This window comes from Stenotrophomonas maltophilia (genome assembly GCF_047497515.2).
In the GTDB taxonomy this organism is placed as follows: Bacteria; Pseudomonadota; Gammaproteobacteria; order Xanthomonadales; family Xanthomonadaceae; genus Stenotrophomonas.
Genome location: NZ_JAXAXL020000004.1, coordinates 43,267 through 62,819 on the forward strand (window position 1 = coordinate 43,267; position 19,553 = coordinate 62,819).

Here is a 19,553-nt window from a genome sequence, read left to right on the forward strand (position 1 = left end):
GCAGGGTACTGCTTATTTCTTGGCGGCGAACAGGGCATCGAGCTGCTGCTCGAAGGCGTGGTAGCCGATGCGGTCGTAGAGTTCCTCGCGGGTCTGCATGGTCTCCACCACGTTGCGCTGGTGGCCATCGCGCCGCACCGCCTGGTAGACGTTCTCGGCGGCCTTGTTGGCCGCGCGGAACGCCGACAACGGGAACAGCTGGATGGCGACGCCGGCCGAGGCCAGTTCATCGCGGCTGAACAGCGGGGTGGCGCCGAACTCGGTGATGTTGGCCAGCACCGGCACCTTCACCGCGTCGACGAAGCGACGGTAGGTCTCCAGGTCGTAGGCGGCCTCGGCGAAGATGCCATCGGCACCGGCCTCGACGCAGGCGATGGCCCGCTCGATGGCCTTGTCCACGCCGTCCACCTGGATGGCGTCGGTGCGGGCGATCAGGAAGAAGTCCGGATCGGTCTTGGCGTCGGCTGCGGCCTTCACGCGGTCGACCATTTCACCCTGCGAGACGATCTCCTTGCCCGGGCGGTGGCCGCAGCGCTTGGCGCCGACCTGGTCTTCGATATGGCAGGCGGCGGAGCCGGCCTTGATCAGCGACTTCACGGTGCGCGCGATGTTGAACGCACTCGGTCCGAAGCCGGTGTCGATGTCGACCATCAGCGGCAGGTCGCAGACGTCGGTGATGCGACGCACGTCCACCAGCACGTCTTCCAGGGTGTTGATGCCCAGGTCCGGCAGCCCCAGCGAGCCGGCGGCAACGCCGCCACCGGACAGATAGATGGCGCGGAAGCCGGCGCGCTTGGCCAGCAGGGCGTGGTTGGCGTTGATCGCGCCGATCACCTGCAGCGGCGATTCGGCAGCCAGCGCCTCACGGAAGCGGGCACCGGCGGAGAAAGGGGCGGAAGCGGTCATGCGGCAATCCAGGTTGAAGAACGGATAGGTAGGCGCAAGCACCATGCCAAGCTGCAAGCGATTGATTTCACGAGGATGACCGGCCCGCAAAGGTGGAACATATGAAACATTGAAACAGATGTATCATGAAACACCCCGTCCGCCCCTTGCCGCCATGTACCTGCCCCGCTCCCCGCTGCGCCATGCCGATGCCGACCCCGGTCGCCCGGTGATCTGGACGGTCAGCGTCTCGCGATTGACCGGCCTGCTGGGCGACGTCATTCCCGAGTTCGACCGCCGTGCGCGCATCGAGCAGATCAATCTCGGCTTCGAGGAAGCGGTGGAGGTGATCGGCCAGCGCCTGCGCCGTGAACACTGCGACGTGGTGATTGCCGGCGGCTCCAACGCCGCCTGGCTGCGCGGCCGGCTCGACCTGCCGCTGGTGCCGATCCAGGCCAACGGCTTCGACCTGATGGAAGCGCTGGCACGTGCGCGGCGCATCGCCAGCCGCATCGGCCTGGTCACCCACGCCAGTGACGTACCGGTGTTCAGCAATTTCCAGCAGAGCTTCGGCCTGGATATCGAGCATCGGCGCTTTGTCACCCGCGAGGACGCGCGCGACTGCATTGCCGACCTGCGCGCCAACGGCATCGAGGTGATCGTCGGCACTGGCATGGCCATCGATCACGCCGAGCAGGCCGGGCTGCCCGGCGTGCTGCTGTACTCCGCCGATTCGGTACGACAGGCATTCGAGCACGCACTGGAACTGACCCAGACCCTGGCCCGCTCCGCTGGCCACCGGCCGGCCCCGCGCCGCCGTGCCGCACCACGCAGCGATGCGCATGAGCTGCTCGGCGACAGCGATGCAATGGCACAGGTGCGCGCGCAGATCGCGCTGTACGCACCACACGACAGCACCGTGCTGGTCACCGGCGAAACCGGCACCGGCAAGGAACTGGTGGCGCGCCAGCTGCATGCGGCCAGCGGTCGTCGCGGCCGCTTCGTTGCACTGAACTGCGGTGCGATCAGCGAATCATTGCTGGAGGCCGAGCTGTTCGGTTACAGCGATGGCGCCTTCACTGGCGCGCGCCGGGGTGGCCGCGTCGGCCTGGTCGAAGCGGCAGACGGCGGCACCCTGTTCCTCGATGAAATCGGTGAGCTGCCGTTGCCGTTGCAGACCCGCCTGCTGCGGGTGCTGGAAGAACGCGAAGTGCTGCGCGTGGGCGCCACCGAACCGACCCCGGTGGACCTGCGCGTGGTCGCTGCCACCCTGCAGTCGCTGGAACAGCGCGCGGCGGCCGGCAGCTTCCGCCGCGATCTGTATTACCGGCTGGCCGCGCTGCGCATCGCCCTGCCCTCGCTACGAGCCCGGCGCAGTGACATTGCGCTGCTGACGCAGCATTTCTTCCGCCAGTTGCGCGGCATCGACGCACCGCTGGGCGAGGACGCGATGACCGTGCTGACCGCCGCCGAATGGCCCGGCAACGTGCGAGAGCTTCGCAACCTGGTGGATCGCCTGCGCATCCACTGGCAGCCGGGCGAAGAATTGATCAACACCGCGCGGTTGATGCAGCTGGCACCGGAGCTGATGCGCGAGGGCACCCCTACCCTGCCGGTGGAAAGCAACGGCAAGCGCCCGCCGCGTGCGCAGCTGGAAACGCTGTTGCAGGAACACCGCAATGACCGTGAAGGCATGGCGCAGGCGCTGGGCGTGTCACGCACTACGCTATGGCGATGGCTGCGCGCGGAAGGGTTGTAACCATTCGTTGTCTGGTGGATTCGAACCGACGCCTGGTGGGTGCGAACCTTGGTTCGCACTGCTCTTCCGTCAAGCACCGCATCCACGCATGGCGTGGATCTACCGACGAGGAGCACTCACCGAACCCCGCGCGTCGAAAGCGAAGCGGCCACTGCCTACCGCCGCAATCCACAACAACAGCACCCCGAGCGGAACTTCGCTGAGGTAGAAGAACCAGCTCAGCCAGTCCGGCACGCTCAGCCCGGCCGGAATGCGCGCGATGCCATCGGTCAGTGCCGCCACGGCGCAGATTGCCGCCAACAGCAGCGCCGACGGTCGGCTCAACAGCCCCAGCACCAGCAGTCCGCCGGCGATCCATTCGATCGCACCCAGTACCGGCGCACTGAACACCGGGAACGGAATGCCGGCATCGACCAGCGTGTGCACCATGCGTTCGCGGCCGGCCTCGGTGAACACCTTGTTCCAGCCGGACACGCAGAACATCACCCCGGCCACGATGCGGGCAAGCAGCAGAAGGGACGCCTCCACGCCACGGCGCGGTGATGGCACGGCAAACAGGCAACGCCAGAAACGCATGGCAACTCCGGAAGTCGAGGGCATCGATCGGAGTGTGCCGGTTGGCCGCCTTCTCGCAGATGAAGCGGGCCAGTCCGAACACGACAACCCGCTTTCGTAGAGTCGAGCATCGCTCGGCCCTACAGAGGACACGTCAGCCGGGCCGCATCATTCACGGGTACAGCAGTCGCTTGCTCCAGCGCCCTTCGGCACCGGCCTCGTAGCACCAGCGCTCGTGCAGGCGGAACTGCGCGCCGTACCAGAACTCGATGCGGTCGGGCACCACGCGCAGGCCGCTCCAGCCTTCCGGCCGTGGCACGTCCTTGCCCTCGAAGCGGGCTTCGACCTCGGCTACGCGCGCGTCGAATTCCTCACGCGTCGCCAGCGTCTTCGACTGCTGCGAGGCCCACGCGCCGATCTGGCTCATGCGCGGGCGGCTGGCGAAATAGGCATCGGCTTCGGCGTCGGCGACCTGCTCGACACGGCCTTCGATGCGCACCTGGATGCCCGCCTCGCGCAGGCTGCGCCACAGGAACAGCAGCGCGGCCTGCGGGTTGGCCTGCAGCTCCTGGCCCTTGTGGCTGTCGAGGTGGGTGTAGAACACGAAGCCGCGCTCGTCGAACGCCTTCAGCAGCACGGTGCGCGCCGACGGCCGGCCGTTGACATCGGCAGTGGCCACGGTCATCGCGTTCGGCTCGACCTCGCGGCTCTGCTTGGCCTCTTCGAACAGGCCGGCAAACGTGGACAGGGCTTCGGCGTACAGGTCGCTCATGATTGCGTTCTTCTCACACGGTTTGGGCTATTGTGGCTGCATGGTCGCTGCTGCGTATATGCCCCAGGTGAAAGGATTCCCCGAAACACTGGCCGAGCAGGTTCTGGACGATGTGCTGGGCAGCAGCACGGCGGTTCCAGTATTGGCGATCAGTGGCCTGCAGGGGAGCGGCAAATCGACGCTGGCCGCGCAGGTGGTGGCCCGCGCCCAGGCGCGCGGCCTGAACGCGGCCACCCTGTCGATCGATGATGTCTACCTGACCCGTGCGCAGCGCCAACGGCTGGCCCGCCAGGTACACCCGCTGCTGATCACCCGTGGCCCGCCCGGCACCCACGATCTGCCCTTGGCCCACGCCGTGCTCGACGCCGTGGCCGCGCGCCAGCCCTTCGCGATGCCACGCTTCGACAAGCTCGCCGATGAGCGCCTGCCCGAGGCGCAGTGGCCGCACCTGCAACTGCCGCTCGACCTGCTGGTATTCGAAGGCTGGTTCCTCGGCACGCCCGCGCAGGATGAAGAGGCGCTGGAAAGTCCGCTGAACGCCCTCGAACGCGAGGCCGACCCCGATGGGCGCTGGCGGCGCTGGTGCAACCAGGCCCTGGCCCGCGACTACCCGGCGCTGTGGCAGCGCTGCGACTGCCTGTGGTTCCTGCAGCCACCGGACTTCTCGGTGGTACCGCGCTGGCGCTGGCAGCAGGAACAGAACATGCAGGCGGCACAGCCGGGCCGGCACGGCATGAGCCGACCGCAGCTGGAGCGCTTCGTGCAGTACTACGAGCGGGTCAGCCGGCAGGCGCTGCAGGCCCTGCCCGCGCTGGCCGACCACGTGGTGGTGCTGGACGGCCAGCGCCAGGTGCAGGACGTGCGCTGAAGGCGCCTATTCCACCAGGAAGGTGACCCGCAGGTTGACCCGCCATTCGGTGATCTCGCCGCTGCCGTTGGTGACGACCTTGGTCTCGTTGACCCAGGCGCCCTGGATGCCCTTGACCGTCTCGGAGACCTTCTTCAAGCCGCTGCGCACGGCGTCCTCCACGCTCTTCGGCGAGGAGGCGGTGATTTCGATGACCTTGGCGACCGTCATGGCCTGTACTCCAGCTGGCGCGGGGGACCCCGCAGGAACGCCCACCCTGACGTGAAGAACGTAAAGGCCGGGGCACGGAGGTGTTAGCATCAGAGGGCATGAATCCTGCTCCGAACCTGATCCTGATCGGCCCGATGGGCGCCGGCAAAACCTGCATCGGCCGCCGCCTGGCCGAGCGCTTCACGCTGGACTTCGTCGATGTCGACCAGGCCATCGTCGATGCCGCTGGCGCCAGCATCCCGACCCTCTTCGAGCATTCCGGCGAGGCCGGCTTCCGCACCCATGAACGCGAGGCGCTGGCCCGTGTGCTGGAAGGGCGCGGCCGGCTGGTCTCCACCGGGGGCGGCGCGGTACTGGATCCCGGCAATCGCGCACTCATTGCCAAGCGCGGCTTCGTGGTCTACCTGCGGGTCAGCGTGGCCGCGCAGCTGGAACGCCTGGCCCGCGACAAGGCCCGGCCGCTGCTGCAGCGTCCGGACCGCGAGCAGGTGTTGCATGAACTGGCCGCGCACCGCGATCCGCTGTACCGCGAGCTGGCCGACCTCACCCTCGATACCGACCCGTACACCGCTGCCGACGCGACCGCCCACCTGGTGGTCAAGCTGGCCTCGCAATGGCAGCGCCAGGACCTGACCGCATGACCTCCCCCGCCCTGCTGCAGGTCGCCGTTGGCGGCGACCGCCCCTACACCATCACCATCGGCGCTGGCGCCCACGCCGACGGCGCCGCACTGGCGTCGCACGTGCGTGGCCGCCACGTGCTGCTGCTCAGCGACAGTGAAGTGGCGCCGCGCTATCTGGCGTCGGTAAAGCAGACGCTGCTGGCGGCACGTCCCGACCTGATCATCGGCGAGCACGTGCTGGCCGCGGGCGAAGCCTCCAAGACCCTGGCCGAGTTCGGCCGCGCCATCGAAGCGCTGGCCGCACTGGGTGCCACCCGCGATGCCTGCGTATTCGCGCTCGGCGGCGGCGTGGTCGGTGACCTCGCCGGTTTCGCAGCAGCATGCTGGATGCGTGGCGTGGACTGCGTGCAGTTGCCGACCACCCTGCTGGCGATGGTCGATTCGTCGGTGGGCGGCAAGACCGCGGTGGACATTCCGGCCGGCAAGAACCTGGTCGGCGCCTTCCACCCGCCACGCGCGGTGATCGCTGATACCCGCGTGCTGGCCACCCTGCCACCGCGCGAACTGCGTGCCGGCCTGGCCGAAGTGGTGAAATACGGCGCGCTGGGCGATGCGGTGTTCTTCGAATGGCTGCAACACCATGCCGATGCACTGCTGGCCGGCGAGGATGCGGTACTGGCCGAAGCCATCGCGCGCAGCTGCCGACACAAGGCCGCGATTGTCGAACGCGATCCGTTCGAGAAGGGCGAGCGTGCCCTGCTCAACCTCGGCCACACCTTCGGCCACGCCATCGAGACCGAGCAGGGCTACTCGGCCCCCGGCCGCGATGCACTGAACCACGGCGAAGCGGTTGCGGTGGGCATGGTGCTGGCGGCGAAGCTGTCCACCGATCTCGGCCTGGCCGACGACGCCGACCGCGTGCGCCTGCAGGCACTGCTTGAACGCCTGGGCCTGCCGGTGGCAATCCCGGCCGGACTGGACCCGCAGGCCCTGCTCGGCCGCATGCGGCTGGACAAGAAGAACGTGGCCGGCCGCCTGCGCCTGGTGCTGTGGCGGGGCATGGGCCGTGCCGAGGTGGTGCCGGACGTGGATGAGGCGGCGGTGCTGAAGGTGCTGTCGGTCCGGTAATGCGGGCCGCTGGCCGGCAATCCTGCCGCGCAGCCCGGTAGTGCCGGCCGCTGGCCGGCAATCCTGCCGCACAGCCCGGTAGTGCCGGCCGCTGGCCGGCAATCGTGGCGCGCAGCCCGGTAGTGCCGGCCGCTGGCCGGCTTCGCCAATGCTGACAGTGCCGGCCAGTGGCCTGCATTACCGCGTTGCGGCGAGGCTCACCCTGGCCCCGCTACAATCAGCGCCATGCACGTCTACCTGCAACATCCCGATGCCGGTGCGCAGGCACCGCGCTTCCTGCGCCTGAGCCTGCAGCCGGACCTGTTCGGCGGTTGGGAACTGCTGCGCGAGAGCGGCCGCGTCGGTGGCCGCTCGCAGCTGCGGCGCGAGCTGTTCCTGCAGGCCGATGAAGCGCGCCACGCCTTCGAAAAGGCCCGCGATGCCGAACTGCATCGCGGCTTCCAGATCCTTTCGCACGGCGACTGACGCCGCTGCCAACTTTCGTCCAAGGAATGCCCATCGTGACCAGCCCTCTCCGCAACGATCGCCTGCTGCGCGCCCTGCGCCGCGAACCGGTGGACTGCACCCCCGTCTGGCTGATGCGCCAGGCCGGCCGCTACCTGCCGGAGTACCGCGCGACCCGGGCCAAGGCCGGCAGCTTCCTGGCCATGGCCAAGACCCCGGAGATCGCCTGCGAAGTCACCCTGCAGCCACTGCGCCGGTTCCCGCTGGACGCGGCGATCCTGTTCTCGGACATCCTCACCATTCCCGATGCGATGGGCCTGGAGCTGTATTTCGTCGAAGGCGAAGGCCCGAAATTCCGCCACCCGGTGCGTGATGAAGCCGCCATCGCCAGGCTGGCAGTGCCGGACATGGAACAGGACCTGGGCTATGTGATGGACGCGGTACGCCTGATCCGCCGCGAGCTGGACGGCCAGGTGCCGCTGATCGGTTTCTCCGGCAGCCCGTGGACGCTGGCCTGCTACATGGTGGAAGGCGGCGGCAGCAAGGACTTCGCGCGCATCAAGGCGATGGCGCTGAACCACCCGCAGGCCCTGCACCGCCTGCTGGAAGTGACCACCGAGGCGGTGATTGCCTACCTCGGTGCGCAGCGCGCGGCCGGTGCGCAGGCCCTGCAGGTGTTCGACACCTGGGGCGGCGTGCTGTCGCCGGCGATGTACCGCGAGTTCTCGCTGCGCTACCTGCAGCGGATTGCCGAGGGCCTGGAGCGCGGCGAGGGCAGCGAGCGCACGCCGCTGATCCTGTTCGGCAAGGGCACCGGACTGCACCTGGAAGCGCTGTCGCAGACCGGCGCCGATGCGTTGGGCCTGGACTGGACACTGGACCTGGACGAAGCGTTGCGCCGTACCGGTGGTCGTGTCGCCCTGCAGGGCAATCTCGACCCGACCACGCTGTACGCCTCGCCGGATGCGATCGCCGCTGCTGCCGCACGCGTGCTCGACACCTATGCCGCCGGCAACGGCGGTTCGCGCGAGGGGCATGTGTTCAACCTCGGCCACGGCATGTCGCCGGACATGGACCCGGCGCACGTGCAGGTACTGGTCGACGCCGTGCACGCGCACAGCCAGCGCTGAGCATTGCGCAGGCAGTCACGGCGCGATGTTGATCGCGCCGTGACCCGCATTGCGCGATCATGGCGTTCCCCACGCAGCACCGGCCGCACGCCATGTCCACATCGCCATCGACCTACACCCGCCAGCGCCCCCTGCTGTGGCTGGTGTCCCTGGCGATCTTCATGCAGATGCTGGACTCCACCATCGTCAACACGGCGTTGCCGGCGATGGCGGCCAGCCTGGGCGAAAGCCCGCTGCAGATGCAGTCGGTGGTGTTCAGCTACGCGCTGGCGGTAGCCACCTTCATCCCCGCCTCCGGCTGGATCGCCGACCGCTACGGCACGCGGCGCACCTTCCTGGTGGCGATCATCCTGTTCACCCTCGGCTCGCTGGCCTGCGCGCTGGCCCAGCACCTGCACCAGTTGGTCGGTGCGCGCGTGCTGCAGGGCATCGGCGGCGCGATGCTGCTACCGGTCGGCCGGCTGGCGGTAATGCGCTCGGTACCGCGCGAGGACTTCCTGCGCGCGATGAGCTTCATCGCCATTCCCGCGCTGGTCGGCCCGCTGATCGGCCCGACCCTGGGTGGCTGGCTGGTCGAGATCGCATCCTGGCACTGGGTGTTCCTGATCAACCTGCCGATCGGCGTGATCGGTTTCATCGCAGCGATGAAGATCATGCCCGACCATTACGCCAGCCATCGCACCCGCTTCGACCTGCGCGGCTACATCATGCTGGCCTTCGCGATGGTGGTGCTGTCGCTGGCGCTGGACGGCATCTCCGGGCTGGGTACGCCGCACGCGCTGGTGATGCTGATGACCGTTGCCGGCCTGGCGGCGCTGGTCGGCTACTGGCTGCACGCCGCCAACTCCACCGCGCCGTTGTTCTCGCTGGCACTGTTCCGCGTGCCCAGCTACCGCATCGGCATTCTTGGCAACCTGTTCTCGCGCATCGGCAGCAGCGCCATGCCGATGCTGATCCCACTGCTGCTGCAGGTCGGCCTCGGCCTGGGCCCGATGAACGCCGGCCTGATGATGGTGCCGGTAGCCGCCGCCGGCATGGTGTCCAAGCAACTGGCGGTGAAGCTGGTCGAGCGCTACGGCTACCGCCGCGTGCTGATGGTCAACACCGTGCTGGTGGGCTTGGCGATGGCCAGCTTCATCCTGATGACACCGGGCCAGCACCTGGCGTGGCGGCTGCTGCAATTGGCATTCTTCGGCGCGGTCAATTCGCTGCAGTTCACCGTGATGAACACCGTGACCCTGCGCGACCTCGACCGCGAGTTCGCCAGTTCCGGCAACAGCCTGCTGTCGATGGTGATGATGCTCGCCGCCGGCTTCGGCGCCGCCGCTGCGGGCAGCCTGCTGGCCGCGTTCGGCACCCATCTGGACAGCACCGATGCCACCGCCGCCCTGCATGCGACGTTCCTGTGCGTCGGTGCGATCACGCTGACGTCGACGATGATCTTCTGGCAGCTGCCCGATACCAAGCCCGAACCGCGGCAGGTCGAGCACGTCGCGGAGTGAGGGGGTCGGCAGGGCCTGCGGCGCTGCACCTGCTGCAAGCAACGGCAACGGCCAAAGCCAAAGCGGCATTCCGTGGGGTGGCGGGGCGGTGTCGGAGTGCGGGGACGCCGCGAGTACGTCCTTGTAGGCTTGGCAGCCGCATCCATGCGGCTGACACCCCGCACTCCGACACCGCCCCACCTCTGACAGATTCCGGTGGCTGTTGGTAGGTGTCGACCTTGGTCGACACGGTAGATCCACGCCATGCGTGGATGAATATTCGTCGAAATCGAATGTTTCGAATTGAAACCGAAAGGCATCCACGCATGGCGTGGATCTACGGGCGACCGGGACAGGTCTGGGGGAGAGCCCCCTGAGTCAGGGGGCGGCCGCGAAGCGACGGGGGTATGGGTGCTGGTAAGGGGGCCCCGCGTTTCGCGCAGCGAAGCGTGGGAGCGACAGCGCGCATGCGACGGCGTGTACCAGGGCCTACGGCCCTGCCGAACCTACCTGCCCATCACCCGGGCGATCGCTTCCACCAGCAGCTCACCGGTCACCGGCTTGCGCAGGAAGCCGCCGATACCGGCCGCTTCCACCTGCTGCTGAAGGTCCGCATCGGTCCGTGCGGTCACCGCCAGCAGGGGCAGCATGTAGCCCTGGTTGCGCAGGTGCTGGGCCAGCTCGAAACCACTCAGGCCCGGCAGGTCCAGGTCGAGCAGGCCCACGTCGAAGTCACCGGCGCTGATCTCGCGCAGCGCCGCCAGCGCGTGGCCGGCATGTACCACCTCGTGGCCCCGCGCATTCAACAAGCCACGCACCACGTCGGCAACGGTGGCGTCATCTTCCACCAGCAGCACGCGTAGCGGCGGCATGTTCGCGGCCTCTTCGCGATGCGCTGCATCCGTCGCTTCGGCATCGGTACCGGCCTGCACCCGCATCGGCAACGGCAGGCTCACGCCGAAGCAGGTACCGCGACCGAGCTGGCTCTCGACCTGGATCCGCCCCTGCATGGCCTGCGCCAGTTCGCGGCAGATCGCCAGGCCCAGGCCGCTGCCACCGTACTGCGCGGCAGTGCGCGCGCCGTCGGCCTGTTCGAAGCGACGGAACAGGCGCTGCTGTTGTTCCTGGCTGATGCCGGGGCCGGTGTCGCGCACTTCGAACTGCAGTGCGCGTAGTTCGCTGTCGCAGCGCGCGTGAAGGGTGATGGTGCCTCGACTGGTGAACTTGACCGCATTGGAGAGCAGGTTGAGCAGGATCTGCCGCACCCGCATCGCGTCACCGGTGGCCTCCAGGCCGGGAGGCAACTGGTTGTCGAGGCTGAAACGCAGGCCCTTCTGCGCGGCCAGCGGTCCCATCAGTGCTGCCAGATCGTGCAGCAGGCAGCTCAGCGCGAACGGCTTGGACTGCAGCTCCAGCCGTCCCGATTCGATCCGGGCCAGGTCCAGCGCATCATTGACCAGATGCAGCAGGTGTTCGCCGGCATGGCGGATCGACTGCGTATAGCCGCGCTGCTGCGGGTCCAGCGGTGAGGCCAGCAGCAGTTCACTCATGCCCAGCACACCGGTCATCGGCGTGCGGATCTCATGGCCGAGGTTGGCCAGGAAACGGGTCTTGGCCGCCGAGGCCTGCTCGGCCAGTTCCTGCTTGTGCAGTGCCAGCTGATAGGCATGGCGACGCTGCAGGCGGCGCCGGTACAGCCAGGCGAACCAACTGGTCAGCAGCAGCGCGATCGAGGCCAGCACCAGCAGCCCGGACAGGCTGCGCCACCACGGTGGCTGCACGCGGAATTCCAGGCTCTGCACCCGTGACCAGACATGGTCGGCCGACCGCGCCTGCACCTCCAGGCGATAGCTGCCGGGCGGAAGTCGCGAGAACAGGCGCTCACCGGCCGGCCCCACTTCCACCCAATCCGGGTCATAGCCAGCCAACCGGTAGCGGTAGGTGTTGGATGCGGAATCGGCGAACGACAGCAGCCGCGCAACGATGCGCAGGTCACGGTCACCATCGGCGATCTGCAGCGGCGCGTCGTGGGTCAGGTCCAACACCTGCTCGTTGCGGCGCACCTCGACCCGTTCGATCACCAGCGGCGCACGTCGCACCGAGGGTCGCACCTGCTCTGGATCGAACACCACCACGCCGGCCGGCGTGCCGGCCACCAGATGACCGTCGCCGGACATCGCCAGCGTGTGCTCGCGGAATTCCTGGCTGGGCAGGCCGTCATGCACGCCGTACAGGCGCACGCTCTGCCCATCGGCGCCGACCCGCACCAGGCCACGTGCGCTGGTGGCCCAGGCCACGCCCTGCGCGTCGACCACCAGTCCCGACGCCGAAATCACCGGATAGCCCTGCTCGGCGCCGACCACCGCCTGCCGTTCCAGGCGGCCCTGGCTCCAGCGATAACGCGACAGGCGGCCATCCTCGGACAGCCAGACCTGGCCATCGCCGCCCACGTGCAGTGCATGGATCGCCGCCGCGGGAGCCCCCGGCACCGGCTGGAAACGCTCGGTTTCCGGCACCCACTGCAACAGGCCGCGGCTGCTGGCCAGCCAGATGTGGTCCTGCGGCCCGCACTCGACGTCCAGGTTGAGCTGGCCCTGCTGCAGGCCCCGTTGGCCGTTGTCCATCTGGCGCAGCACGCGCCCGTCCAGGTCGCGTTGCTGAAGGCCGGCCGAGAGCATCAACCACAGGCTGTCGCCGTCGCAGGTCATCATCGATTCGACGACCCCTTCCATGGTCGCATCGGCACCCGCGTCACGTCCCCAGCGGCGCAGATCGCGGCGCTTGGGGTCATAACGCAGCAGCGCATCGTTCGAACCGATCCAGACCTGGCCGTGGCGGTCTTCACGCACCGACGAGAGCCAGTGCATGCCGTTGACCCAGGTACGGTGCTGCTCGATCTTTCCGGTCTTGGGATCGAAGCGATCCAGCGCACCGTGGCTGCCAACCGTCCAGATGCCGCCATTGCTGGAAGGGCTGGTGCCCAGCACAAAGGCATTGCGCAACGAACGGGGGTCATCCTCCAACCGCGACAACACCGAGAACTGCCACCAGCGCGGCAACAGATGCCACAGGCCGGCGTTGGTACTGGCCAGCCAGATGCCACCTTCGCGGTCTTCGTAAGCGCCGGTCCAGTTCGGCCTGACCGGCCCGCGTGCAACCGCGCTGTACAGCGGCACGGTCTGGTACTGGCCGTCCACGGCACGGCCCAGGCCGCTGCGGGTATCCAGCCAGTGCCCGCCCTGCTCATCGCGCAGCATCATGCCGAGCACCTGCTCGCCCGGCGGCAACGTCCACGGCAGCGCTTCAAAGCGGCCGTCGGGGCGACGCACCGTGGCGCCGGCCATCGTGCTGATCCACAGGCTGCCATCGGGTTCGCTGGTCAGGCCATTGATCAGCAGGCTGGGAATGATATCGGCGCCGACCCGCTCGAAATCGGTGCCGGTCCAGCGCGCTATGCCATGCTTGGTGCCGATCCACAGGCTGCCATCGGCCAGCGTGGCCAGGTAGGGCACCGATGCCGATGGCAGGCTGCGCGGATTGTCGGCTTCGGGCAGGAAACGCTGCAGGCGGTCATTGCTGTCCAGCCGGTACAGGCCGCCTTCATGGGTACCGAACCAGATCGAACCATCCGGCGTGGTCGCCAGGCTCCAGACCGTGTTGGTGCCCATCAGCGGCTGGCTGCTGCGGTCGTAGAAATGCAGCTGGCGGCGGTCGGCCGACATCCGCACCAGGCCCGCGTTCTCGGTCCCGATCCAGAGCTGGTTGCGCGCATCGACCAGCACCGTCCAGATGCGGTTGTCGCGCAGCCCATCCTCCGAGCGCCAGATCCGGTAATTGCGCCCGTCGTAACGGGCCAGGCCATCGTTGGTGGCGATCCACAGATAGCCGTAGCGGTCCTCGGCCATGCGGTTGACGGTATTGGATGGCAGGCCATCGAACACCGTCACCTGCCGCGGGCTCGGTGGCACCGGCTGTGCGGCAGCGGGTGACAGGCAGCACAGGAGGACCAGCAGCAGCATCGCCGCCCGCAGATACACCACCGATTGCCTCCTCACGCTGCCCTGATGATTCCCGCGCTGCGGGCGTCGGCATGGTAAACCGAAAGTCGCGCCGTTCACGCCGGCGCCGGCGTCCTCACGCTGGGCTCTGGCGTTTCGCGCGCGCCTGCACGATCGCCGCCACCAGCATGTCGCCGGTCACCGGTTTGCGCAGGAAACCATCGAAACCGGCGGCCAGCACCTGCGACTCAGCATAGGCATCGGAGCGCGCGGTGACCGCCACCAGCGGCAGTTCATAGCCCAGGGTCCGCAGCTGGCGGGCCACGGCGGTGCCGTCCAGCGCTGGCAGGTCGAGGTCGAGCAGGCCGACATCGAAGCCGTCGGTGGCGATCTCGGCCAAGGCGCCCAGGCCGTGCAGCACGTGCACGACGTGGTGACCGCGGCTGCGCAACAGGCCGGCGATGACCTCGGCGACGGTGGCATCATCCTCGACCAGCAGGATGCGCAACGGTGGCAGCACCGGTTGCACCGGCGCGTCGCCCGGCGCACTGGCGGCCTGTCGGGTCCAGGGCAACGGCAACCGCACCCGGAAGCGCGCGCCCTTGCCCGGCTGGCTGTCCACTTCAATGCGTCCCCCCATCGCCACGGCCAGTTCCTGGCAGATCGCCAGGCCCAACCCGCTGCCGCCATAGCGCGACGCGGTGCGCGGGCCATCGGCCTGTTCGAAGCGGTGGAACAGGCGCGCCTGCTGCTCGGCGTTGATGCCGGGGCCACTGTCGTGCACCTCGAAACACAGGCCTGCGCCGTTCTCTTCCAGGCGTACCCCCAGGCCGACGTGGCCACGCTCGGTGAACTTGATCGCATTGCCCAGCAGGTTGAGCAGGATCTGGCGCACGCGCATCTCGTCCCCGCTGACGCTGATCGGCCCCGCCGGATCGTGGCTGCGCTGGAAGTCCAGCGCGCGCTGTTTCGCCATCGGCTGCATCAGCGCCTGCACCTGGTCCAGAAGCCCGGCCAGGTCGAACGGGCGCAGGTCCAGTTCCAGGCGTCCAGCCTCGATGCGGGCCAGGTCCAGCGCATCGTTGACCAGGCGCAACAGATGGCTGCCCGCCTGCTGGATCGACCCGGCGTAGCTGCGCTGCACCGGATCCAGGGGCGTGGCCAGCAGCAGCTCGCTCATGCCCAGCACACCGGTCATCGGGGTGCGCACCTCATGGCCGAGCGTGGCCAGGAAGCGGCTCTTGGCCTGCGAGGCCTGCTCGGCCAGTTCCTGCTTGTGCACGGTCAACTGCCATTGCTGGCGGCGGCGCAGCCGCGCCCGGATCGACCACGCCAGGGTCAGCAACAGCAGCGAACCGATCAGGATGTAGCCGAAGATCGCCATGCCGCTGCGCCACCATGGCGGCAGCACCTTCACCTGCAGCCGTTGCGAGGCCGTCCAGGCGCCGTTGGCCGTGGCGGCCTGCACTTCGATGACATAGCTGCCGGTCGGCAACCGCGAAAGCGTGCGTTGGCCATCGCCTCCCTGCTCCACCCAGTTCTGGTCATAGCCCTGCACCCTGAAGCGGTAGCGGTTGCCTTGCGGGTTGGCGTACGACAACAGCCGCGCATCGATCTGCAGGTCACGATCATCCGGCCCCAGCAGCAGCGTGCCGGTGTTCGGCAAGGGCTGCCAGCCGCGTGCATCGTCACGGCGCACGCGCACCTCGGCAATCACCAGCGACGAGGCAGGCAGCACGACGTCGGCGGCGTTGACATCGAACGCGACCAGGCCGGTCTGGGCCACGGCCAACACGCGGCCATCCGCATTCACCGCCGGCGGGCGGCCGGTGAATTCGGCATCGGACAGGCCCACGCGCTCGTTGAACTGCTGCAGTCGTCGGGCCTTGGGATCCCAGCGCAGCAATCCACGTGGCGTGGTCGCCCACAGGCGGCCGTCGTCGGCCAATGCCAGTCCACCCATGCTGACCGGCGGCACGCCGGACCCGCCATCGATGCGCTGGACCAGGTGCAGGCTCATGCCATCCCACTGGTAGCGTTCGAGCGCGCCCTGGCGTGCCAGCCACAGCTGTTGCGGATCGATCCAGACCAGATCGAAGATATTGCCGCGCGAGACCCCCGGCACCGGCTCGAAGCGCTCCGCCTGCTGGCGCCAGATGCCCATGTCGCCCATCACCCAGGCCTTGCCATGGGCGTCGAAGCGGATCTGCTCGATCGGGGCATCGCCCACCCCGCGGAAATCTTCCAGCGGATAGCTGCGCAGCACGCGGCCGTCGGCGCTGCGCTGCTGCAGGCCCAGGTTCATCACCGAGAGCCAGACGGTCGCGTCCGGCGCCTGCCGCATCAGATCGATGCGCTGGCGCAGATCGGCGCCACCGTCGATCCGCCAGTCCTGCAACGCACGCGTGGCCGGGTCGTACACGCTGAGGCGACCGGCCCGCCCCAGCCACAGCCGTCCGTCCGGCCGCGCCAACACCGACCACACCGCACCGCTGCCGATTTCGCGGTCACTGGCCAGCAACGTCAGGGTGCCCTGCGCGTCGAGCTGGTACACGCCGTGCGCCGAGCCCACGTAGTAGTTCTGGCCATCGCTGGCCGCGCTCAGCAGGTACTGGCTGTCGAGGGGTTTGCCATCGAGCTGGTTCCAGATCGAAAAGCGCCGCCAATCCGGCGGCAGATAGGCCAGGCCCTGGGTCAGCAACGCCACCCACAGCCCGCCCTCGTGGTCCTGCAGCAGATCGAGCACGCCGCTCTGCGCGGTCAGGAAGCCGCCGCCACGATCGCCTTGCAGGCGCCACAGCGTGCCGGCATCGCCACGCAGCAGGCCATCGGAGGTGCCGGCCCAGTAGCCGCCCTGGCGATCGGCCAGCACCAGCGCCGAACGCAGCCGGGCACTGTCGGGCCAGCGCGGGCGGCTGACCCGGTCCTGCGCATCGATGCGGTAGAGCCCGTCATTCTGGCTGCCGACCCAGATCGAACCGTCCGGATCGCGGCTCAGCCGCAGCACGCTCAGGCGGCCCAGCACATCCGGGGCGACAGCCTCGAAGTCATGGCCATTCCAGCGCGCCAGCCCGGACTCGGTGCCGATCCACAGCCGCCCCTGTGCATCGACCAGGCTGCTGAAGATGGTGTTGTTGGGCAGGCCGCCGGCCTGCGCCGGGTCATGCTGGAAGAAGCGCACGCTGCCGTCTTCGCCGAACCGGCAGACACCGTGGGTGCTGGTACCGATCCATAGTGCGTCGTCGGCATAGGCCAGTGTCCAGAACTGGCCCAGGCACGGGCCGTTGACCGCGTCGAAGGTCTTGAACCGCTCACGGTCGGCATCCAGGCGCGCCAGGCCCTTGCCGTTGATGCCCACCCAGACGCGGTCCAGCGGATCGACCAGCAGCGTCTCGATCTCGTTGCCGGGCAGCGAGCCCGGCTGTTCCGGGTCATGCTCCCAGACCCGCAGGCTGCTGCCGTCGTAGCGCACCAGGCCCCCATCGGTGGCGGCCCAGATATGGCCCTGGCGGTCCTCGGCCAGCGCCAGCACCATGCGCGAAGGCATGCCTTCGGCGGCACCGAAACGGCGCAGGCGCGGTGTTTCCGCCATTTCCAGGGTTGCAGCCGCTGCGGCGAACGCCATCAGCAGCAGTCCCATACCTGCGATGCCCCGCCACCACTGGCGCCAGCCGCTCGTCATCCTGAACCCCCTGTCCTGCCCCGATTGTCACACAGGCCCGGGTTCATGACTGCAACAGCCTGTTTCTACGGGCAATGGCACCACGAACTGTTGCAGCCATGCACGCATCGTTGGCAGGGGCCTGTGCGTATGATCGCAACGTCCCCCTTCCGGAGCCCGCCATCGATGCGTCCCTGCCTGGCCCTGCTGCCACTGCTGCTCGCCACCGCTCCCGCCTGGGCGGATGCAGACACCTACCGTCTCGATCCGGTGCATACACGGGTGTTGTTCAGCATCGACCACGCGGGTTACTCACAGGCCATGGGTACGGTCTCGGGCAGTGAAGGCCGTCTTAAGTTCGATCCCGACAACTGGCGCGAAGCCACGCTGGATGTCGAGGTACCCGTGTCGCGATTGGACCTTGGCGATGCCAAGTGGAACCAGGCCACGCTGGCCCGCAGCCTGCTTGATGGCGAACGCTTCCCCAGCGCGCGCTTTGTCTCTACCCGGGTGGAACCGATCGATGCAAAGCGTGCCCACGTGATCGGCACCCTGACCCTGCGTGGGGTCAGCCAGGAAGTCACGCTGGAGGTGACGCTCAACGCCATCAAGCGCTATCCGCTTCCGCCATTCCGACGCACCGCCGGTTTTTCCGCCAGCACCACGCTGAGCCGGCGCGCCTTCGGCATCACTGCCTGGCCGGGCGTCATCGGTGATGCCGTACAGCTGCGGATCGAGGCTGAAGCCACACTCGACCGCAGCGACGCCCCGGGAACTCCCGCTCCCGTTCCACACTCCGACCACACGACGGCCCGCTAGAGGACCTTTCATGACCGCCAAGAACACCCCCGCCGCCTGGGGGAGTGTCAGCCAGATCCTGCATTGGTTGATCGCCCTGCTGATTCTCGCCCTGGGCGTGGTAGGCCTGACCATGGGCGAGCTGCCCAAGACCCCGAAGTACTTCTGGGTCTACACCGCGCACAAGTCGATCGGCATCACCGTGCTGGCACTGGTGCTGTTCCGCCTTGGCTGGCGCTTGTATGCCGGTGCGCCCAAGCCGGTGCCGGGCGTGCCCAGCTGGCAGGAACGCATCGCCAGCGCCACCCACGTGCTGCTGTACGTGCTGATGTTTGCCATTCCGCTGTCGGGCTGGCTGTACGACTCGGCCAGCGGCCTGCGTCCGTTCCGCTGGTTCGGCCTGGTCGATGTGCCCAAGCTGAGCGGCCCCGACCCGCAGGTTGTCGCGGTGTCGCATGCCCTCCACGAATACGGCTTCTGGCTGTTGATCGCGGTGGTGCTGGCGCATGCCGGCGCTGCCTTCTACCACCACCTCTTCCAGCGCGATGCGACGTTGTCCCGCATGTTGCCGCGCGGCTGGCTTGCCTCCCCTCAGAAGGACTGACGATGAACCTGAAACTGACCACTCCGGCCGCCGTGGCCGCCGCCCTGGCCGGCATGCTGGCCACTGCCCCGGTGCTCGCCGCCGACTACGCGCAGGCCCCCGGCGCTGGTTCGATCCTGGTGTTTGCCACCAAGTACGACGGCGAAGTGTTCACCGGCAGCTTCCCGGGCTTTGCCACCAAGCTCAGCTTCGACCCGGCCAACCCGGCCGCCGGTTCGCTGGACGTGGTGATCCCGCTGGCCGGTGCAAAGAGCGGCAACAGCGACCGTGACTCGACCCTGCAGGGCGCCGATTTCTTCAACGTCGGCAAGTTCGCCACCGCGCGTTACACCGCCAAGGGCTTCCGCGCAGTGGGCAACGATCAGTTCGCCGCCGACGGCACCCTGGAACTGCGCGGCGTCAGCAAGCCGGTCACCCTGACCTTCACCTGGAAGCCGGGCACCCAGCCGGTGCTGACCGGCAAGGCCACCGTGAAGCGCCTGGACTTCGGCGTGGGCGGCGGTGACTGGGCCGACACCAAGACCATCCCGGACGACACCGCGATCAGCACCATCGTGAAGTTCAACGCGAAGTAAAACGATCCCGGTAGTGCCGGCCGCTGGCCGGCATCAACGGGCATCGGGTGGTTGCCGGCCAGC

At 68.2% G+C, this 19,553-nt stretch carries 16 protein-coding genes; 10 read left to right on the forward strand and 6 right to left on the reverse strand.

Features of this window, described 5'->3' with window-relative positions; all coding sequences use genetic code 11:
- Positions 1 to 12: 12 nt before the first annotated feature.
- Positions 13 to 906, reverse strand: a complete 894-nt coding sequence (gene prpB / locus ACMZPQ_RS08745; RefSeq protein WP_197583174.1) for a methylisocitrate lyase — start codon at positions 904 to 906, stop codon at positions 13 to 15.
- Between the two features lie 154 nt (positions 907 to 1,060).
- On the opposite strand from prpB, the gene prpR reads away from it, so the two are divergent.
- Positions 1,061 to 2,644 carry a propionate catabolism operon regulatory protein PrpR gene (gene prpR / locus ACMZPQ_RS08750; RefSeq protein WP_197583175.1) on the forward strand — a complete coding sequence of 528 codons (1,584 nt, stop codon included), beginning with the start codon at positions 1,061 to 1,063 and terminating at the stop codon, positions 2,642 to 2,644.
- A 99-nt stretch (positions 2,645 to 2,743) separates the two neighbouring features.
- Here the strand turns inward: prpR and ACMZPQ_RS08755 are convergent, their stop codons facing one another.
- Together ACMZPQ_RS08755 and pdxH are read right to left on the reverse strand one after the other, a co-directional pair.
- A complete protein-coding gene (locus tag ACMZPQ_RS08755; RefSeq protein WP_197583177.1) occupies positions 2,744 to 3,220 on the reverse strand; it encodes a DoxX family protein in 477 nt (158 codons plus the stop codon).
- Positions 3,221 to 3,371: 151 nt separating this feature from the next.
- Complete coding sequence (gene pdxH, locus ACMZPQ_RS08760; RefSeq protein ID WP_197583178.1) at positions 3,372 to 3,971, reverse strand: pyridoxamine 5'-phosphate oxidase; 600 nt, start codon at positions 3,969 to 3,971, stop codon at positions 3,372 to 3,374.
- Positions 3,972 to 4,011: 40 nt separating this feature from the next.
- On the opposite strand from pdxH, the gene ACMZPQ_RS08765 reads away from it, so the two are divergent.
- The gene (locus ACMZPQ_RS08765) at positions 4,012 to 4,839 is read left to right on the forward strand and encodes a kinase (RefSeq protein ID WP_197583179.1); all 828 of its coding nucleotides are present in this window, start codon (positions 4,012 to 4,014) and stop codon (positions 4,837 to 4,839) included.
- Positions 4,840 to 4,845: 6 nt separating this feature from the next.
- Here the strand turns inward: ACMZPQ_RS08765 and ACMZPQ_RS08770 are convergent, their stop codons facing one another.
- Positions 4,846 to 5,049, reverse strand: coding sequence for a dodecin family protein (locus tag ACMZPQ_RS08770; protein WP_005410663.1), 204 nt, complete (start codon positions 5,047 to 5,049; stop codon positions 4,846 to 4,848).
- A 98-nt stretch (positions 5,050 to 5,147) separates the two neighbouring features.
- On the opposite strand from ACMZPQ_RS08770, the gene ACMZPQ_RS08775 reads away from it, so the two are divergent.
- From ACMZPQ_RS08775 to mdtD, 5 genes are all read left to right on the forward strand, one after another.
- On the forward strand, positions 5,148 to 5,690 hold the full coding sequence (locus tag ACMZPQ_RS08775) for a shikimate kinase (protein ID WP_197583181.1): 543 nt from the start codon (positions 5,148 to 5,150) through the stop codon (positions 5,688 to 5,690).
- Positions 5,687 to 6,799, forward strand: coding sequence for a 3-dehydroquinate synthase (aroB, locus tag ACMZPQ_RS08780; RefSeq protein ID WP_197583182.1), 1,113 nt, complete (start codon positions 5,687 to 5,689; stop codon positions 6,797 to 6,799). The genes ACMZPQ_RS08775 and aroB overlap by 4 nt, the downstream gene beginning before the upstream one ends.
- 225 nt (positions 6,800 to 7,024) lie before the next feature.
- Positions 7,025 to 7,264 (forward strand): WGR domain-containing protein, encoded by a 240-nt coding sequence (locus tag ACMZPQ_RS08785; RefSeq protein WP_019660053.1) that lies wholly within the window; start codon positions 7,025 to 7,027, stop codon positions 7,262 to 7,264.
- A gap of 26 nt (positions 7,265 to 7,290) precedes the next feature.
- Complete coding sequence (gene hemE / locus ACMZPQ_RS08790) at positions 7,291 to 8,373, forward strand: uroporphyrinogen decarboxylase (protein ID WP_197583183.1); 1,083 nt, start codon at positions 7,291 to 7,293, stop codon at positions 8,371 to 8,373.
- 92 nt (positions 8,374 to 8,465) lie between these two features.
- Complete coding sequence (gene mdtD, locus ACMZPQ_RS08795) at positions 8,466 to 9,875, forward strand: multidrug transporter subunit MdtD (RefSeq protein WP_197583184.1); 1,410 nt, start codon at positions 8,466 to 8,468, stop codon at positions 9,873 to 9,875.
- A gap of 485 nt (positions 9,876 to 10,360) precedes the next feature.
- Here mdtD and ACMZPQ_RS08800 read toward each other — a convergent pair whose 3' ends face one another.
- Together ACMZPQ_RS08800 and ACMZPQ_RS08805 are read right to left on the reverse strand one after the other, a co-directional pair.
- Positions 10,361 to 13,894, reverse strand: coding sequence for an ATP-binding protein (locus ACMZPQ_RS08800; protein ID WP_197583828.1), 3,534 nt, complete (start codon positions 13,892 to 13,894; stop codon positions 10,361 to 10,363).
- Positions 13,895 to 13,988: 94 nt separating this feature from the next.
- Positions 13,989 to 17,534, reverse strand: a complete 3,546-nt coding sequence (locus ACMZPQ_RS08805) for a hybrid sensor histidine kinase/response regulator (RefSeq protein ID WP_197583826.1) — start codon at positions 17,532 to 17,534, stop codon at positions 13,989 to 13,991.
- Positions 17,535 to 17,699: 165 nt separating this feature from the next.
- On the opposite strand from ACMZPQ_RS08805, the gene ACMZPQ_RS08810 reads away from it, so the two are divergent.
- The 3 genes from ACMZPQ_RS08810 to ACMZPQ_RS08820 are packed head-to-tail and all read left to right on the forward strand — an operon-like array spanning position 17,700 to position 19,490.
- Entirely contained in the window at positions 17,700 to 18,332 is a 633-nt protein-coding gene (locus ACMZPQ_RS08810) for a YceI family protein (protein ID WP_197583825.1), read from the forward strand.
- A 10-nt stretch (positions 18,333 to 18,342) separates the two neighbouring features.
- Positions 18,343 to 18,915: a cytochrome b gene (locus tag ACMZPQ_RS08815; protein ID WP_005418388.1), complete on the forward strand. Its 573-nt coding sequence runs from the start codon at positions 18,343 to 18,345 to the stop codon at positions 18,913 to 18,915.
- A gap of 2 nt (positions 18,916 to 18,917) precedes the next feature.
- Entirely contained in the window at positions 18,918 to 19,490 is a 573-nt protein-coding gene (locus tag ACMZPQ_RS08820; protein ID WP_197583823.1) for a YceI family protein, read from the forward strand.
- The last annotated feature ends 63 nt before the right edge of the window (positions 19,491 to 19,553 follow it).

Bases quoted from the DNA above. Each gene is read 5' to 3' on its own strand.
- prpB (WP_197583174.1), bottom strand. From the start codon at position 906: ATGACCGCTTCCGCCCCTTTCTCCGCCGGTGCCCGCTTCCGTGAGGCG.
- prpR (WP_197583175.1), top strand. From the start codon at position 1,061: ATGTACCTGCCCCGCTCCCCGCTGCGCCATGCCGATGCCGACCCCGGT.
- ACMZPQ_RS08755 (WP_197583177.1), bottom strand. From the start codon at position 3,220: ATGCGTTTCTGGCGTTGCCTGTTTGCCGTGCCATCACCGCGCCGTGGC.
- pdxH (WP_197583178.1), bottom strand. From the start codon at position 3,971: ATGAGCGACCTGTACGCCGAAGCCCTGTCCACGTTTGCCGGCCTGTTC.
- ACMZPQ_RS08765 (WP_197583179.1), top strand. From the start codon at position 4,012: ATGGTCGCTGCTGCGTATATGCCCCAGGTGAAAGGATTCCCCGAAACA.
- ACMZPQ_RS08770 (WP_005410663.1), bottom strand. From the start codon at position 5,049: ATGACGGTCGCCAAGGTCATCGAAATCACCGCCTCCTCGCCGAAGAGC.
- ACMZPQ_RS08775 (WP_197583181.1), top strand. From the start codon at position 5,148: ATGAATCCTGCTCCGAACCTGATCCTGATCGGCCCGATGGGCGCCGGC.
- aroB (WP_197583182.1), top strand. From the start codon at position 5,687: ATGACCTCCCCCGCCCTGCTGCAGGTCGCCGTTGGCGGCGACCGCCCC.
- ACMZPQ_RS08785 (WP_019660053.1), top strand. From the start codon at position 7,025: ATGCACGTCTACCTGCAACATCCCGATGCCGGTGCGCAGGCACCGCGC.
- hemE (WP_197583183.1), top strand. From the start codon at position 7,291: ATGCCCATCGTGACCAGCCCTCTCCGCAACGATCGCCTGCTGCGCGCC.
- mdtD (WP_197583184.1), top strand. From the start codon at position 8,466: ATGTCCACATCGCCATCGACCTACACCCGCCAGCGCCCCCTGCTGTGG.
- ACMZPQ_RS08805 (WP_197583826.1), bottom strand. From the start codon at position 17,534: ATGACGAGCGGCTGGCGCCAGTGGTGGCGGGGCATCGCAGGTATGGGA.
- ACMZPQ_RS08810 (WP_197583825.1), top strand. From the start codon at position 17,700: ATGCGTCCCTGCCTGGCCCTGCTGCCACTGCTGCTCGCCACCGCTCCC.
- ACMZPQ_RS08815 (WP_005418388.1), top strand. From the start codon at position 18,343: ATGACCGCCAAGAACACCCCCGCCGCCTGGGGGAGTGTCAGCCAGATC.
- ACMZPQ_RS08820 (WP_197583823.1), top strand. From the start codon at position 18,918: ATGAACCTGAAACTGACCACTCCGGCCGCCGTGGCCGCCGCCCTGGCC.